14 protein-coding genes are annotated in these 14234 nt (G+C 72.7%); 5 read left to right on the forward strand and 9 right to left on the reverse strand.

Translation table 11 applies throughout. From position 1 onward, the window contains the following. Nucleotides 1-64: 64 nt before the first annotated feature. On the reverse strand, nucleotides 65-970 hold the full coding sequence (locus tag ACFW5B_RS01755; protein ID WP_386431552.1) for an arginase family protein: 906 nt from the start codon (nucleotides 968-970) through the stop codon (nucleotides 65-67). Nucleotides 971-1076: 106 nt separating this feature from the next. On the opposite strand from ACFW5B_RS01755, the gene ACFW5B_RS01760 reads away from it, so the two are divergent. Beyond that, nucleotides 1077-1412 (forward strand): DUF6204 family protein, encoded by a 336-nt coding sequence (locus tag ACFW5B_RS01760; protein WP_386431554.1) that lies wholly within the window; start codon nucleotides 1077-1079, stop codon nucleotides 1410-1412. Here ACFW5B_RS01760 and ACFW5B_RS01765 read toward each other — a convergent pair. The 3 genes from ACFW5B_RS01765 to ACFW5B_RS01775 all read right to left on the reverse strand — a co-directional run bounded on the left by ACFW5B_RS01765 (nucleotide 1393) and on the right by ACFW5B_RS01775 (nucleotide 3326). Beyond that, nucleotides 1393-1806, reverse strand: coding sequence for a glyoxalase superfamily protein (locus tag ACFW5B_RS01765; protein ID WP_386431557.1), 414 nt, complete (start codon nucleotides 1804-1806; stop codon nucleotides 1393-1395). The two genes, ACFW5B_RS01760 and ACFW5B_RS01765, sit on opposite strands and share 20 nt — an antisense overlap. 13 nt (nucleotides 1807-1819) lie before the next feature. Further along, nucleotides 1820-2371, reverse strand: a complete 552-nt coding sequence (locus tag ACFW5B_RS01770) for a GNAT family N-acetyltransferase (RefSeq protein WP_386431560.1) — start codon at nucleotides 2369-2371, stop codon at nucleotides 1820-1822. Nucleotides 2372-2441: 70 nt separating this feature from the next. Further along, entirely contained in the window at nucleotides 2442-3326 is an 885-nt protein-coding gene (locus tag ACFW5B_RS01775; RefSeq protein ID WP_386431563.1) for a DUF2867 domain-containing protein, read from the reverse strand. A gap of 45 nt (nucleotides 3327-3371) precedes the next feature. On the opposite strand from ACFW5B_RS01775, the gene ACFW5B_RS01780 reads away from it, so the two are divergent. The 3 genes from ACFW5B_RS01780 (at nucleotide 3372) to ACFW5B_RS01790 (ending at nucleotide 5571) form a co-directional block, all read left to right on the forward strand. Then, nucleotides 3372-4004: a TetR/AcrR family transcriptional regulator gene (locus ACFW5B_RS01780; protein WP_386431566.1), complete on the forward strand. Its 633-nt coding sequence runs from the start codon at nucleotides 3372-3374 to the stop codon at nucleotides 4002-4004. Between the two features lie 149 nt (nucleotides 4005-4153). Further along, entirely contained in the window at nucleotides 4154-5341 is a 1188-nt protein-coding gene (locus ACFW5B_RS01785; protein WP_386431569.1) for a cytochrome P450, read from the forward strand. 35 nt (nucleotides 5342-5376) lie between these two features. Next, a complete protein-coding gene (locus tag ACFW5B_RS01790) occupies nucleotides 5377-5571 on the forward strand; it encodes a ferredoxin (RefSeq protein WP_386431572.1) in 195 nt (64 codons plus the stop codon). Nucleotides 5572-5688: 117 nt separating this feature from the next. On the opposite strand, the gene ACFW5B_RS01795 is transcribed toward ACFW5B_RS01790, so the two are convergent. From ACFW5B_RS01795 to ACFW5B_RS01815, 5 genes are all read right to left on the reverse strand, one after another. After that, nucleotides 5689-7512 (reverse strand): alpha/beta fold hydrolase, encoded by a 1824-nt coding sequence (locus ACFW5B_RS01795; protein WP_386431574.1) that lies wholly within the window; start codon nucleotides 7510-7512, stop codon nucleotides 5689-5691. 202 nt (nucleotides 7513-7714) lie between these two features. Continuing rightward, entirely contained in the window at nucleotides 7715-8647 is a 933-nt protein-coding gene (locus ACFW5B_RS01800) for an LD-carboxypeptidase (RefSeq protein ID WP_386431577.1), read from the reverse strand. Then, nucleotides 8644-10671: a prolyl oligopeptidase family serine peptidase gene (locus ACFW5B_RS01805; RefSeq protein WP_386431580.1), complete on the reverse strand. Its 2028-nt coding sequence runs from the start codon at nucleotides 10669-10671 to the stop codon at nucleotides 8644-8646. The genes ACFW5B_RS01800 and ACFW5B_RS01805 overlap by 4 nt, the downstream gene beginning before the upstream one ends. Nucleotides 10672-10715: 44 nt before the next feature. Then, on the reverse strand, nucleotides 10716-12068 hold the full coding sequence (locus ACFW5B_RS01810) for a M20/M25/M40 family metallo-hydrolase (RefSeq protein ID WP_386431583.1): 1353 nt from the start codon (nucleotides 12066-12068) through the stop codon (nucleotides 10716-10718). Further along, a complete protein-coding gene (locus ACFW5B_RS01815) occupies nucleotides 12061-12894 on the reverse strand; it encodes a M55 family metallopeptidase (RefSeq protein ID WP_386431586.1) in 834 nt (277 codons plus the stop codon). Before ACFW5B_RS01815 ends, ACFW5B_RS01810 begins: the two co-directional genes overlap by 8 nt. Before the next feature lie 457 nt (nucleotides 12895-13351). Here ACFW5B_RS01815 and ACFW5B_RS01820 point away from each other — a divergent pair, with 457 nt between their 5' ends. Beyond that, a complete protein-coding gene (locus ACFW5B_RS01820) occupies nucleotides 13352-14155 on the forward strand; it encodes a PucR family transcriptional regulator (RefSeq protein WP_386431589.1) in 804 nt (267 codons plus the stop codon). Nucleotides 14156-14234 lie beyond the last annotated feature (79 nt).

Raw genomic sequence — 14234 nt, forward strand, 5'->3', positions numbered from 1 at the left:
CTCCTGTTGACCATGGAACCGCGTGACCGCCGGTCTGCACAGGGCCTCTCGTTGCCGGGCGGGGTCAGGGTTGCGCAAAGACCCCTTCAAGGAGGTCGGCGAGCAGCGCCGCGCCGGTCCCTTCCGGGTCGTGGTCCGGGTCGTAGATGGTGACGTTGACGCCGACGCAGCGCGGTGAGGCCGCCAATGGGCCCAGCAGCTCCCGGAGTTCGTCGGTGAGCAGACCGCCGGGGTCGGGGCTGTCGACGGCCGGCATGACGGACGGGTCGAGGACATCCACGTCGAGATGGATCCAGAAGCCGTCGAGCGGGGGGTGCTGGAAGCGCTTGAGAACGTCGCGGGCCACCGCCTCCGGACCGCGCCGCCGGATCGCGCCGACCGGGGCGTGCCTGATGCCGAGACCGGTCAGCTCCTCCTGGTCCTCGTCCGCGTCGCGGATGCCGAGGACGCACACGTCCTCGTCGCGGACGTACGGCCGCAGCCCGTCGAGGTCCGTGAGGTCCGCCTGGCCCCGACCGGTGATCTGCGCCAGGCCCTCCCCGGCCGCGGCCCCGACCGGACCGGAGACCGCCGTGTTGCCCGGGTGCCGGAAGTCGCCGTGTCCGTCGAGGTAGGCGACGCCGTAGCGCCCCAGCCGCCGCAGCGCGAGCACCGCGCCGAGCAGGATGCTGCAGTCACCGCCCAGCACCACCGGGAAGCCGCCACCGGCCACATGTCCCTCGATACGGGTCGCGAGCCGGCCGGTGTACGCGGCGAGAGCGGCGGCGTTGAAGTCGCCGTCGCCCTCCTGCCAGTCCCCCAGGTCGTAGCGCGGCGGCACCACCACACCGCCCTCCAGCGCCCCGAGCCTGCGCAGCAGACCCTGCTCGCGCAGGGCGCCCGCGAGCTTGTAGCAGCCGGGGACGGTGCCGGGCGCGGGCGGGCGCAGTCCCAGGTTGGAGGGGGCATCGATCAGTACGGTACGGCGCATACGGTGATCGTCACACAGCCGCGCCGAAAAAGGGGAGGCCCTCGGAGATCCGGCGAAATAGCCTGGCACTTCGGCTCATTGACCCCCCGGAACGGAAGCGGCACCCATGTCTGACCAGCACACCTACCGAGTGATCGTCCGCGGCAAGTGGGACGGCCTGACACCCGGCTCCCGGGCGGAGCTGCTGGCCGAGGTGGACGAACACGGCCTGTCCCAGCTCAAGTTCACCCCGGAGGGCTCGCTGGCGTACGACACCGCGCTGCACTCCTTCAGCTACCGCTACGTCATCGTCTCGGACGCGGCGGACGGCGAGGAGATGGCGGCCGCGCTCGCCGAGGACAAGGCGGAGACCGCACTGCGCGCCGCCGGGCTGGGCTACCGCGACCTGCGGTCCACCGCCACCGACATGGACACCATGAAGATCAACCGCAAGTCCCGGTAGCCGGGGCGTCCTCGGACGGCTGCGCGCCGGAACCGGCTTCGGTGAAGCGCAGCCGGTTCCCGAAGGGATCGGTCAGCGTGAGCGAGGTCCCGGTCTCGTCGTGTTCGAGGGCGGGGTGCAGATACGGGTAGTTCTTGCCGGTCAGTTCGGCGTGCAGTGCGTGCACCCCGCTCAGCTCGGTGTGGAGGGCGGAGCCGGGCGTCGCGTCGCCGTGATGCTCCGACAGATGCAGCACGAGGTCGCCGCGCGACACCTGGGTGTAGAGCGGCATACCGGGCTCGAAGCGGTGCTCCCAGTCGACCGAGCAGCCGAGATAGCCGACGTAGAACTCATGGGCCTTGGCCACGTCGAAGATCCGGAAGATCGGCACGGTGCGGTGGAAGTCGATGGTCATGACGGACATTGCATCACTCCCCCACCCCCGGGACCATCTCCGCCGTGATCGCCCAGCGCTCGTGGTCGCGCCAGGCGCCGTCGATGAAGAGGAAGTCCGGGGAGAACCCCTCCAGCCGGAAGCCGGCCCGCCTGACCAGGGCGATCGACTGCCCGTTGGCCGGCTGGACGTTGACCTCCAGCCGGTGCAGGCCCATCGTGGTGAAGGCGTGCCGCAGCACGAGCCGCAGGCCCTCGCTCATCAGGCCGCGGCCGGCGGCGTGTGCGAAGGCACCGTAGCCGATCGCGCCGCAGCGGAACGCGCCGTGCACGATGTTGTTGACGGTGAGGTAGCCGGCGATCCGGCCGTCGGCCGCCGCACAGATCAAGAACCCCTCGCGCTGCGGCTCCTGGAGCCGCAGCAGATAGCTGTCGTAGGCGGCGTCCGTGGTGGGCGGGAAGAGCCAGGGGTGGTGCAGCTCCGCGCTCTCCCGTGCCAGCGCGGTGAACTCCGCCCGGTCGGCGGCGGTGAAGTGCCGGATGCCGACCCGTGGGCCGCGCGCGAGATAGCGGTCGTTGCTCGTCACCGGAAGATCGTACGAAGCGCGGCCACGGCGGGCCAGCCGCATGCGCGGCGCGCCGGGGCCGGCCCGGCCGTCACCGGCCCGTCCGCTCCCCCGCGCTCGGTGCGGCGAGGGCCAGCCGGCGGTGGGTGCGGCGCAGCATCAGCCGGGCCATGAAGGGGTGGACCCGGCGGACGAGCGCGAAGTAGAGGCGGCCGGCGGTGTTGCGGACGCGGACGACCGTGCCGAGCGTGACACGGCCGTCCGCGACCAGGATCGAGGCGCGGAAGTCCAGGTGCCGGGCGTCCTCGCCGAGCAGGATCTCGCCGTCCGCGCGCCCGACGACCGGGAAGGACGCGCCGCGCAGTACGTCTTGCCACGCCTCCGGTTCCTGCGGCATACCGGGCAGCAGTTCCATCTGCCAGGCGTCCTGGAAGTCGGTGCGCGGGAAAGCCCGGTGCGCCAGCCGGGCCGCGGCGGGGAGCGCGACGGCCCGGGGCCGGTCCCAGAGCAGCCCGTTGAGCAGGCGTACCCGCGGCGAGCGGCGGACCGGGGTCAACACCCGCCCGGTGGCGGCCCGTTCGACGTTGTCGAAGATCTCCTCCACCACGGTGCCGTGCACACTCCGCATGGCCAGTGTCCACAGCACGCCCTGGACCAGCGGCAGCCGCCTCTGCAGGACGTGCTCCACCCGGCAGCGGTCCGGCCCCAGGGGCCGGACGGTGACCTCGTGCCAGCCCCCGCCGTCGGTGAAGTCGAAGCGGACGCGGCGGCCGGGCTCATAGGCCGCGACGCGGTAGCGGACGAACCCGTGGCCGCCGTCGGCGCCCACCCCCAGGGGACGGTCGAAGCGCATCGGCGGCCAGACGGGCGTGGGGAAGAGCGGATCGTCCGCGCCGCCGAGCCGGTCGAGCAGCGCTCCGGCCATCTCGGCCGGGGCGTGGACGGTGCGGGCATGAACATCGCGGACGGTACGCACGGGGCACCTCCATACGGTGGCGTATGTTTTACCGTACGGTACCGTATGGACATGCCACAGCAGCGAGCGAAAGCGCCCCGCGACAGCGGCGCACGAGAGCGACTGACCGCCCGCGACTGGGCCGATGCCGCTCTCGCGGCCATGGGCGAGGGCGGCCTCGCCGCGGTGGCCGTGGAACCGCTGGCCGCCCGGCTGGGCGCCACCAAGGGCAGCTTCTACTGGCACTTCAGCAACCGCGACGCCCTGATCGAGGCCGCGCTGGAGCGCTGGGAGGAGACCGGCACCGAGGCCGTGATCACCGAGATGGAGGCCGATCCCGATCCCGAGCGACGGCTGCGGCGGCTGCTGGTGCAGGCCACCTCCCGCGCCGCCGCGGACCCGCTGGAGGTCACCCTGCCGGCGAGCGCCGCGGACCCACGGGTGGCGGCCGCGCTCGCCCGGGTGACCGACCGGCGCATCGGCTATGTCGCCGCGCTCTTCGCGGCGCTGGGCTTTGCCGAGGACGAGGCGCGACGCCGCGGTCTGCTCGCCTACACCGCCTACCTCGGCCACGCCCAGCTCGGGCACGCCGTCCCGCAGTGCCTGCCTGCCGACGCGGCCCGCGAGCGCTATCTGAACGGCGTGATCGACACCCTCGTGCAACCACGGAACGCAGCCATCCGGTCCGGACTCAGCTGAATTTCAACGAAGTTGGCCGAACTGCGCGTAGACGTCCCCGGCATCCGAGGCATGAGGTGAGATCGGCGCGGCAAGCACGGCGCGCCACAGCATGGCCATCTCACACACGGGCACCCCGGGCCACTCGGGTCCCGTACGGGAGGAATTCCGTGACCGAAGCCATCCCCTACTTTCAGGACCGCACCTGTCCCTACCATCCGCCCGCCGGCTACCGGCCGCTGCGCGAGGCCCGTCCGCTGACCCATGTCACGCTCTACGACGGCCGCCAGGTGTGGGCGGTCACCGGCCACACCGAGGCCCGCGCGCTGCTGACCGACCAGCGGCTGTCCGCCGACCGGCAGAACCCGGCATTCCCGGTCCCGGTGGAGCGCTTCGAGGCGATCCGCCGGGTCCGGACCCCGCTGATCGGGGTCGACGACCCGGAGCACAACACCCAGCGCCGGATGCTGATCCCCAGCTTCAGCGTCAAGCGGACCGCCGCGCTGCGGCCGGAGATCCAGCGGATCGTCGACGGGCTGCTCGACCGGATGCTGGCGCAGGGCCCGCCCGCCGAGCTGGTCTCCGCCTTCGCCCTGCCGGTGCCGTCCATGGTGATCTGCGCACTGCTCGGCGTCCCGTACGCGGACCACGAGTTCTTCGAGGAGCAGTCCTGCCGCCTCCTGCGCGGCCGGACGGCCGAGGAGGCGGAGGACGCCCGGCTGAAGCTGGAGGAGTACTTCGCCGAGCTGATCGCCGCCAAGGAGCGGCACCCGGGCGACGGGCTGCTGGACGAGCTGATCGAGGACCGGCTGCGGGCCGGCGCGCTCACCCGCCAGGAGCTGGTCCGGCTCGCCATGATCCTGCTGGTGGCCGGCCATGAGACCACCGCCAACATGATCTCGCTCGGCACCTTCACGCTGCTGGAACACCCCGAACAGCTGGCGCAGCTCAGGGCCGAGGAGGGCCTGATGCCCGCCGCCGTCGAGGAGTTGCTGCGGTTCCTGTCCATCGCGGACGGCATGCTGCGGGTGGCGACGGCGGACATCGAGATCGGCGGGCAGATCATCCGCGCCGACGACGCGGTCCTGTTCCCCTCCTCGCTGATCAACCGGGACGCTGCCGTCTATCCGGCACCGGACGAGCTGGACCTCGACCGTTCGGCCCGCCACCACGTGGCGTTCGGCTTCGGGGTCCACCAGTGCCTGGGGCAGAACCTCGCCCGCGCGGAGCTGGAGATCGCGCTGCGCTCGCTGTTCACCAGGATTCCGGAGCTGCGGCTCGCCGTGCCGGCCGCGGAGATTCCGTTCAAGGCCGGAGACACTCTGCAAGGCATGATCGAACTGCCGCTGACCTGGTAGCGGCCAGGACGGCGGACCGAGGAAAGGGGTCCGGAATGCGGATCGCGATCGACATCGACCGCTGTATCGGCGCGGGGCAGTGTGCCCTGACCGCGCCGGGGGTCTTCACACAGGACGACGACGGTTTCAGCGCCCTGCTGCCCGGCCGGGAGGACGGCGCGGGCGACCCGCTGGTGCGGGAAGCGGCCCGCGCCTGCCCCGTGCAGGCGCTCACGGTCACGGACGACTGAGCCGCCCGCAGCGCGGACGGCCCGGCTGACGCACCCGGCGCCCGGTGGCACCCGGCGCCCGCGGCGCGCCGGGACGTCCGCACGCTCCACTCGTCCCTCCGGCTTCCACCCCATCCGCTACCGCAACACCCCTTGGGTGACAGGCAGTTCGAGGACCCCGGTGTCCTGGGGCGTACTGCTGACCGTCACCCGCTTCACCCCGCGATTGCCCGCATAGGCGTCGTCGCTCGCGGCGATCACGAGACGCAGCCGGTGCCCCGGCTCGTAACGGTGCACGATGCCCGGCAGCTCCACGGTGAACCGCCGGGTCACATCGGGCACCCGGGCCGGGGCCACCAGCCGGTGCACCAGCGTCTTCCTGCCGTCCGGCGCGACATCGTAGAGCTTGGCGAACAGCACCAGCCGGTCGGCCGCGTCCGCGGACGTCTGCGCCCGCTCGGCCTGCGGGGAGGCGACCTCCAGCGTCACCCTGGGCGCACCCACCACGTCCACCGGCCCGTCCGCCACCGGCTGCGAGGTCCAGTCGAGGTAGGTGCCCCGGGCGTCGTACGGCGCGACATCCGGCAGCCCCAGCATCCCGGACAGCGAACTCTCCGAGTGGCTGGTGGCCATCCGCAGATTGCGGTACGCCCGGCTGCCGCGTACCACCGCCGCACGCCGGTCGACGAGTGTGCCGTCCCCGGAGAGATACAGCCGACGGGTGCTGCCCACGGGGAAGGCGGGTGCGGCGGCGTAGGCGGACCCGTCGGTCATCCAGTCCCGGTGGTAGGCGAAGGCCGGGCCGGTGGCGGTCGCCGTCCGGTGCCGCAGATAGCGGTCGAACCACGTCACGATCCGCTGCCCGACGTAACTGGAGTCCAGATTGCCCCGCGCCAGGTCGAGTTCGCCCTTCGCCGGTTTCCGCATCCCGCCGCTGTGGCCCCAGGCCTGCCAGATCATCTTCACCGGGGTGCCCTGCGCGGCGAGGGTCCGGTAGGTGGCGGTGGCCTCGTTGAGGTTGAACAGGCTGTCGTTCTGGCCCTGTACGAGCAGCGTCGGTGCCGTGACCGAGGACAGGTACGAGACCGGGGAGACGCTGCGCGCGTAGGTGAGCACGGCGTCGGTCCGCTCCGCCGGGTACCTCCCGGAATCCAGCAGCCGCTTGGTCTCACAGGCCCGCGGAACGAAGTGCAGACAGCGCGAGCCGCCGGGGCGCGGCGGGGCGAGCTGTGGATGCAGCAGCCCCTGCGCCTCGCCGAGCAGGAAGAACCCCTTCGTCCACTGCCACTTGTAGGCGCCGGGCAGCGGGCCGGTGACACCGTCGGTGCGGCCGGTGTTGTTCGGGGCGAGGGAGTAGACGAGGTCGTTCCAGGTGATGAGCGGGACCAGCGCGTCGACCCGGTGGTCGACGGCGGCGGTGGCCAGCTGGATGGCGCCGCCGTAGGAGCCGCCGATCATGCCGACCCGCGGGTCTCCGGCCGCGTCGGCGGCGACATAGCCGATCCGCGTGCCGTTGTCGGCCGCACGGGTGCCGGCCAGCAGATCGACCAGCCCGCTCGCCGCCCGGGCGTCGATCCGGGGGTCGTCGAGGGAGATCGGGCAGCCGGTCCGGCCGAAGCCGAGCCCGGAGTAGGCCAGCACCACATAGCCGCGGGCGGCGAAGGCCTTGGCGAGGCCGTCGGTCGAGCCGTCCTTCTTGCTGCCGCCGAAGCCGTTGGTGGTCAGCACGGCGGGCGCCGGGTGCGCGGCGTCGGCCCCGGCCGGGCGGTAGACGTCCGTGTCCAGGGTGCAACGGCGGTCCCCGGCCTGGACGGTGACCTTCAGCGCGGTGACGGTGTACGGGTCGGCGGCGGCGACGGCGGGGGCGGTCAGGGCGAGCGGCGCGGCCAGGGCGGCGCCGGCCAGCAGGGCGAGGGACCTGCGGAGCACGGGGCGCAACACGGCACGGGAGTCGCTGGGCACGAGGACCTCCACACAGGTCGTACCAACCAGTCGGTAGCGGGGCGCTCATGCTGTGCCAGGTGTGACGGCAAGTCAACGCTCCGCAGTCGCGTCGCGGTTAGGACGTGCGTTCAGGGCCGTCGGCCGGCTCCGCTGCGGGTGAGAGCAGCCGCGGGCCCCGGCCCCTGGACCGCAGTGACCTGCCGTCGAGCCGGGCGGGCCCTCACACCGTTGCCGGCTCCCCGAAGGTGAGCGTGCCGGCCGTGGCGTCCAGCTCGGCGGGGACGCCCAGCGGCACGGTCAGCGCGGAATCGCCGTGCCCAAAGCCGAACTCCTCGGCCACCGGCACCCCGAGCCCGGCCAGCCGGTCCACCAGCACCTCCCGCACCCGCTCGTAGGGCCCGCAGCGGGCCCAGGAACCGAGGACGATCCCGGCGACACCGTCCAGCCGGCCGGCCCGCAGGAGTTGGGTGAGCGTCCGGTCGATGCGGTACGGCGGTTCCCCGACGTCCTCCAGCAGGAGCAGCCCGCCCGCCGCGCTCCGGCGGGACCCCGGGGTGCCCAGCTCACTGGCGAGCAGGGCCAGACAGCCGCCGAGGGTGACACCGCGGGCCCGGCCCGGCACCAGCGGCCGGGCGGTCGGCGACACCAGGGTGCGCACGGTCTCCGGCGCGAACAGCGTGCGCCGCAGATGCTCCCGGGTGGCGTCGTCCTTGAGGAAGACCTCACCCGCGGCGGCCGGTCCGTGCAGGGTGGACACCCCGGCGCGCATCGCGAACGCCTCGTGCAGCACCGTCACATCACTGAAGCCGACCAGTGGTTTGGGGGCCGCGGCACGGACGGCGTCCCAGTCGAGCAGGTCCACCATCCGCTGCGCGCCATAGCCCCCGCGCCCCGCGAACACCGCCTTCACGGACGGATCGCACCACGCCTCCTGGAGGTCGCGGGCCCGCTCCTCGTCGGAGGCGGCGAGATAGCCCAGCGTGGGGTGGGTGCCGCGGGCGTGAGGCGTGGCGACCGGGTCGAGATCCCAGCCGCGGAGCACGTCCAGCCCGCGGTCCAGCCGCTCCGGCGCGAGCGGGCCGCTGGGCGCGATCACCGCCACCCGGTCACCGGGCCGCAGCCGCGGCGGCCGGACCGCTCCGGTCACCGTCATCCGCCCAGTTCCAGCGCCGGGACATCGTCGCGGGTGATGCCGAAGGTCTGGACGTAGAGGGCGAGTTCGGCCTCCACCGCGCGCACGATGGTGTCCGCGCGGCGGAAGCCGTGGCCCTCGCCGGGGAACGACAGATAGGCGTGCGGTACGGCGCGCCCGTCGATCTCGGCGAGGAAGCGCTCGCACTGCGCCGGCGGGCAGATCACATCGTCCAGGCCCTGGAGCAGCAGGAACGGCGCGGTGATCCGGTCCGCGCGGTGCAGCGGCGAGCGCTCGCGGTAGCGGTCGGGCACCTCGTCGAGCGGACCGATCAGCGACTCCAGATAGCGCGACTCGAAGTCATGGGTCTCACCGGTGGCCCAGCCGGTCAGGTCCAGGATCGGGTAGCTGATGGTGCCGCAGGCGTAGAGGTCGGTGGTGGTCAGGGAGGCGGCGGCGGTCCAGCCGCCGGCGCTGCCGCCGCGGATGGCCAGCCGGGCCCGGTCGGCGGTGCCCTCATCGGCCAGCGCGCGGGCGACGGCGGCGCAGTCCTCGACGTCCACCACGCCCCACTGGCCGCGCAGCCGCTCGCGGTACGCGCGCCCGTAGCCGGTCGAGCCGCCGTAGTTGACCTCGGCGACGCCGATGCCCCGGGTGGTGAAGTAGGCGATCTCCAGGTCGAGCACCATCGGGGCCCGGCTGGTGGGGCCGCCGTGCGCCCACACCACGAAGGGCGGCAGCTCACCGTCGGGGGCGCGGTGACCGGGGTTGTGCGGCGGGTAGATGTGGGCGTGGATGTCGCGCCCGTCGGGGCCGGTGAAGGTCCGGCCGACCGGCCGGGGGTAGTAGGCCGGGTCCAGGACGTCGGTGTGCCGGCAGGCGAGGACCCGGGCACGTCCGGTGCAGGTGTCCAGCTCGACGATCTCGTACGAGCTCTGCGGGCCGGCGGCGATGCCGACGATGCGGCTGCCGTGCACGGCGAGGCTGGGCGCCCATTCGGTCCACGGGCCCGCCGCGTCGACGAGTTCGCCGCTCACCGGGTCGAGGATGCCCAGCGAGGTGGCGCCCCGGCCGTGGATCACCGCGAGGGTGCCGTCGTCCAGCGGCAGGAACCAGCGCTGGCCGACGGTCCACAGCGGCCCGCCGAACTCCTCCTGCCGGGCCGGGCACAGCGCGCGGCTCGCCACCACGCCGTCGCCCGTCGCGTCGGGGTCGATGCGCTGCAGCTCCCACCAGCCGCTGAGGTCGGAGACGAACAGCAGTGAGCCATCGGCCGCCCATTCGATCTGTGCGACGGACTCACCGTCCGCACCGCCGTGCGGCGCGCCGGGGCCGAGGTCGCCGACGAGCGGCCGGATGTCCTCGAACTCGCCGTTGCCGGTGATCCTGGCGACCATCGCCAGCGTGCCCTCCCAGGGCATCCGGGGGTGGTCCCAGGCGAGCCAGGCGGCCCGCCGCCCGTCCGGGGAGATCCGCGGGCCGGTCACGAAGCGCTGCCGGTCGCCGGTCAACTCCCGTACGGAGTCGCGGTGTTCGGCGGCGGAACCGTCGAGCGGGACGGCCGCGAGCACCCGGCGCACCTCGTCCGGCCGGTCGCCGGTGAACTCCTCCAGGACGCACCACACCTCGCCGAGCTCCGGGCGCAGCACCGGGTCGGCCCAGCGCAGCCCGGCACCGACCCCGGAGAGCGGGGTGAGCGGGCGCGGCGCCTCGTCGCCGTCCGGTGCGTAGGCGTACAGCCGCTGGTCGGCGAAGTCGCTGAAGACGACCAGCGGTCCGCGGTCGGTGACCGTACCGGCCCAGGGCTGGCCGCCGTACTCCAGCACCCGGGTGCGGACGTTCCAGGGCGCGGGGAGAACCGACTCCTCGGTGCCGTCCGGCCGCAGGCGGACCAGCGCCCGCCGGCCGCCCTCGGCGGGCCGTGGCTCCGTCCACCACACCTCGTCGCCGACGACGCCGACGAAGGCCGGCCGGCCGTCGTGGGCGGCGACCGTCCGGGCCTCTATCGGGGACGTCCAGCCACCGTACGGAGCCGTGGTCACCATGCTGTTGTTCCTCTCCACCACCGGTCGGGCCATGCGTCGGCCGGTCAGGCCGAGCGCAGGAAATGATCGAGTACCCGGACCCCGAAGTGCAGCCCCTCGACCGGCACACATTCGTCCACGCCGTGGAAGAGTGCCTGGTAGTCGAAGCCCTCGGGCAGTTTCAGCGGGGAGAAACCGTAGCCGGTGATGCCCAGCCGGGAGAACTGCTTGGCGTCGGTGCCGCCGGACATGCAGTACGGCACGACATGGCCGTCCGGGTCGAAGCGCTCGATCGCGGCCCGCATCGCGGCGAACACCGGGGCGTCGACCGGGGCCTGGAGCGCGACCTCGCGATGGTGGTATTCCCAGCTCACCCCGGGTCCGGTGAGTGCGTCCAGGGTGGTACGGAACTCCGTCTCACCGCCGGGGACCACCCGGCCGTCGATATGGGCGGTGGCGGTTCCCGGGATCACATTGATCTTGTAACCGGCCGCCAGCATCGTGGGGTTGGCGCTGTTACGGACCGTCGGGGCGACGAGCCCGGCGGCCGGGCCGAGCCTGTCGAGCAGCGCATCGACGTCGAAGTCCGGTGCGCCGGCGTCCACGTCGATGCCGTGCAGGGCGGCGAGCTCGCGGAGCGCGGCCCGCACCGTCGGGGTGAGCCGGACCGGCCAGTCGTACGCGCCGATCCGGGCGACGGCCGCGGCCAGCCGGCTGACGGCGTTGTCGCGGTTGACCTTCGAGCCGTGCCCGGCCCGGCCCCGGGCGGTCAGCGTCAGCCAGGCCGTGCCGCGCTCCCCCGCCGCGACCGGGTAGAGCCGCATTCCGTCACCGGCGTGGAAGGTGAACGCCCCGGACTCGCTGATGCCTTCGGTGCAGCCCTCGAAGAGTCCGGGGTGCCGGTCGGCGAGGAAGCCGGAACCGTCCTCGGCGCTGGCCTCCTCGTCGGCGGTGAAGGCGAGCACGATGTCCCGGCGCGGCCGGACCCCGTCGCGGGCCCACCGGCGGACCACGGCGAGCACCATCGCGTCCATGTTCTTCATGTCGATGGCGCCGCGGCCCCAGACCACGCCGTCGCGGACCTCCCCGGAGAAGGGGTGCACGCTCCAGTCGGCGGGCTCGGCCGGCACCACGTCGAGATGACCGTGCACCAGCAGCGCGTCGGCCGCCGGATCGGTGCCCTCGATGCGGGCGACCACGTTCGTCCGGCCCTTGCTGCGCTCCAGCAGCGTCGGCGTCAGCCCGGCCCCGGCGAGCCGCTCGGCGACGTACTCGGCGGCCGGGCGCTCCTGACAGGTGCCGTCACCGGCGTTGCTGGTGTCGATCCGGATCAGGTCGGAGGTGAAGCGCACCACCTCGTCCAGCGCCCGTTGGTCCGCGTCGGGGGACGGCCCGGTGCCGGACTCCGCCTCAGCCATATTGCTCCTCCACGGCGGACGACACGACGGTGGTGACCGCCTTGAAGCACCGGATGCCCTCGTACATGTCCGGAGCGGTGTACGCGACACGGCGTTCCCCGGAACGTTCCACGCCCGGCACACAGGTCGCCGCGCCCACCAGATGTTCCGCGTCGAATTCCAGCTCGACGCGGAACGGGCCGCGCCGGGACGGTTCATGACGCACCGCCAGCGCCGCTCCCTTCCGGGCGGCGGCCCGGATCTCGGCGGCCGTACGGGCCGGCGGGCGGCAGACGGCCGCGTAGCGCGACACATAGTCCTTGACCGCGACGCCGGGCGCCTCCGGGGCGTATCCGAGGGCGTCCTGACAGGTGCGGTCGTCGCCGGTGACCAGCACCACGGGGACGCCGTACCCGGCGACGACCAGGGAGTTGAGGTAGCCCTCGCTCGCGCGGACGCCGTCGACCCAGACGCCGGTGAGGGTGTTGGCGAGGTAGGTGTGCGCGAGGACGCCTTCGGTGCCCGCCCCGGTGTGATAGCCGACGAAGGCGATCCCGTCGACGTCGCCGTGCTGCACCCCTTCGACCATGCTCAGCGACTTGTGCCGTCCGGTGAGCATCTGCGCGCGCTCGTCGAGCTGTTCCAGCAGCAGGTTGCGCATCGTCCAGTGCGCCTCGTTGACCAGCACCTCGTCGGCCCCGCCGTCGTGGAAGCCGGCGATGGCCGCATTGACGTCGGACGTGAACATCTGGCGGCAGCGCTCCCACTGGGGCGTCCCCGGCAGCACATCGGCCGGCCAGGTCACCCCCGTCGCGCCCTCCATGTCCGCGGAGATGAGGATCTTCACATGCACCAGTCCCGTCGCAGCCGGTGGGCGGTACGCAGGTGACCTGACGCCGCCCGCTCAGCACAGTCTCGGCGATACCGAACGGATTGCCCAGCCTAGGGGGTGTCGGCCTGACGCCTCGTCCAGCGCGCTACCGGGCCGCCCCGTTGAGGGCAAGCGCACGACTTCTTCATCTCAGCACCACGATTCCTTCCAAGCGGAAGCTGGGGGTACGCTCGTGTCCCACCGCATCTCGCACAGTTTCTGTCGCAAAGCGGAAGGACTTCTGACGGATTCCGTAAGGGCATCCGAACGAGTTCTGTCAGCTGCCGACGGCACATGCCAGGTGGGGTACAACAGGCCGGACCAGCTTTCCACGCAAGGAAACAGAGGCAGAATGGTGAGCGAGGCACTCAATGGCGTCCAGTTACTGCAATGCGGTGACACGCAAGCCGACAGCGAAGGCCAACTCGCGATCTTGACCGAACTGATCGCGCAGTCTCTTTGCGATCGCAACCCGAGCTTCAAGGAAGTCATCGAGCGGGGCGGCAGCCAGCAGGTGGCCCGGCTGATCGAGGGCGTCCTGCGGTCCGGCCGTCCACTGCCCGAAAAGGTGCGCGCGGTCATGCTGCGCTCCGACACCGACATCCACCTGGTGGCGTCCGCGCTGGGCGACTGCCTCGTCAGCGCACCGGGCGAGGCACCGGGCCTGCTGATCCCCGCCGCGCTGGCCGACGGCAGGAACGGACGGGCCCGGCTGAAGGGCGTACTGCGCCACCGCGCCGCGGTGGTCGGCCACGCGGTGGCGCCGACAGAGGCTGCCGCCTCCGTACGCACCGCGTCCCGGCTGCTGGATCTGGCGGCGGCGCACGACGGTCCGGACGCCGGCGTGGTCTTCGTCGACGACCACCTCTCCTCCCTCGTCCTGCTCCAGGACGAATCGCTCGCCCACACCCTGATAGCCCGCCGTCTGCGCCCGCTCGCGGGGCTGACGCCGGAGCGGTGTGAGCGGCTGGAGGCGACCCTGCTCGCCTGGCTCGGCGGGATGGGGGCTCCGGAGGTGGCCAAGGCGCTCAGCATCCACCCGCAGACGGTCCGCTACCGGATGCGTCAGCTGGAGAAGCTGTTCGGAGCCCGCCTGCGGGACCCACGGGCCCGCTTCGAGATCGAGATGGCCCTCCGCACCCGCCAGCTGATGGCCGGCGCACGCCGCCGCCGGGCGGCCGCGACCCGTCGCCCGCGCACCGGCGCCAAGCCCCGGAAGGCCCTGCCACGACCGTAGAGACCCGACGGCATTCGCCCTCGGATTTGGCGAATGTCACACCCTGACCACACCCCCCAAATACGGACAAACCACATAA

The organism is Streptomyces sp. NPDC058773, from assembly GCF_042746015.1.
Taxonomy (GTDB): domain Bacteria; phylum Actinomycetota; class Actinomycetes; order Streptomycetales; family Streptomycetaceae; genus Streptomyces.

What these genes read in the sequence shown, in the direction of transcription:
- ACFW5B_RS01765 (WP_386431557.1), bottom strand. Translation starts at nt 1,806, where the DNA reads ATGACCATCGACTTCCACCGCACCGTGCCGATCTTCCGGATCTTCGAC.
- ACFW5B_RS01805 (WP_386431580.1), bottom strand. Translation starts at nt 10,671, where the DNA reads ATGGTGACCACGGCTCCGTACGGTGGCTGGACGTCCCCGATAGAGGCC.
- ACFW5B_RS01780 (WP_386431566.1), top strand. Translation starts at nt 3,372, where the DNA reads ATGGACATGCCACAGCAGCGAGCGAAAGCGCCCCGCGACAGCGGCGCA.
- ACFW5B_RS01810 (WP_386431583.1), bottom strand. Translation starts at nt 12,068, where the DNA reads ATGGCTGAGGCGGAGTCCGGCACCGGGCCGTCCCCCGACGCGGACCAA.
- ACFW5B_RS01800 (WP_386431577.1), bottom strand. Translation starts at nt 8,647, where the DNA reads ATGACGGTGACCGGAGCGGTCCGGCCGCCGCGGCTGCGGCCCGGTGAC.
- ACFW5B_RS01760 (WP_386431554.1), top strand. Translation starts at nt 1,077, where the DNA reads ATGTCTGACCAGCACACCTACCGAGTGATCGTCCGCGGCAAGTGGGAC.
- ACFW5B_RS01755 (WP_386431552.1), bottom strand. Translation starts at nt 970, where the DNA reads ATGCGCCGTACCGTACTGATCGATGCCCCCTCCAACCTGGGACTGCGC.
- ACFW5B_RS01790 (WP_386431572.1), top strand. Translation starts at nt 5,377, where the DNA reads ATGCGGATCGCGATCGACATCGACCGCTGTATCGGCGCGGGGCAGTGT.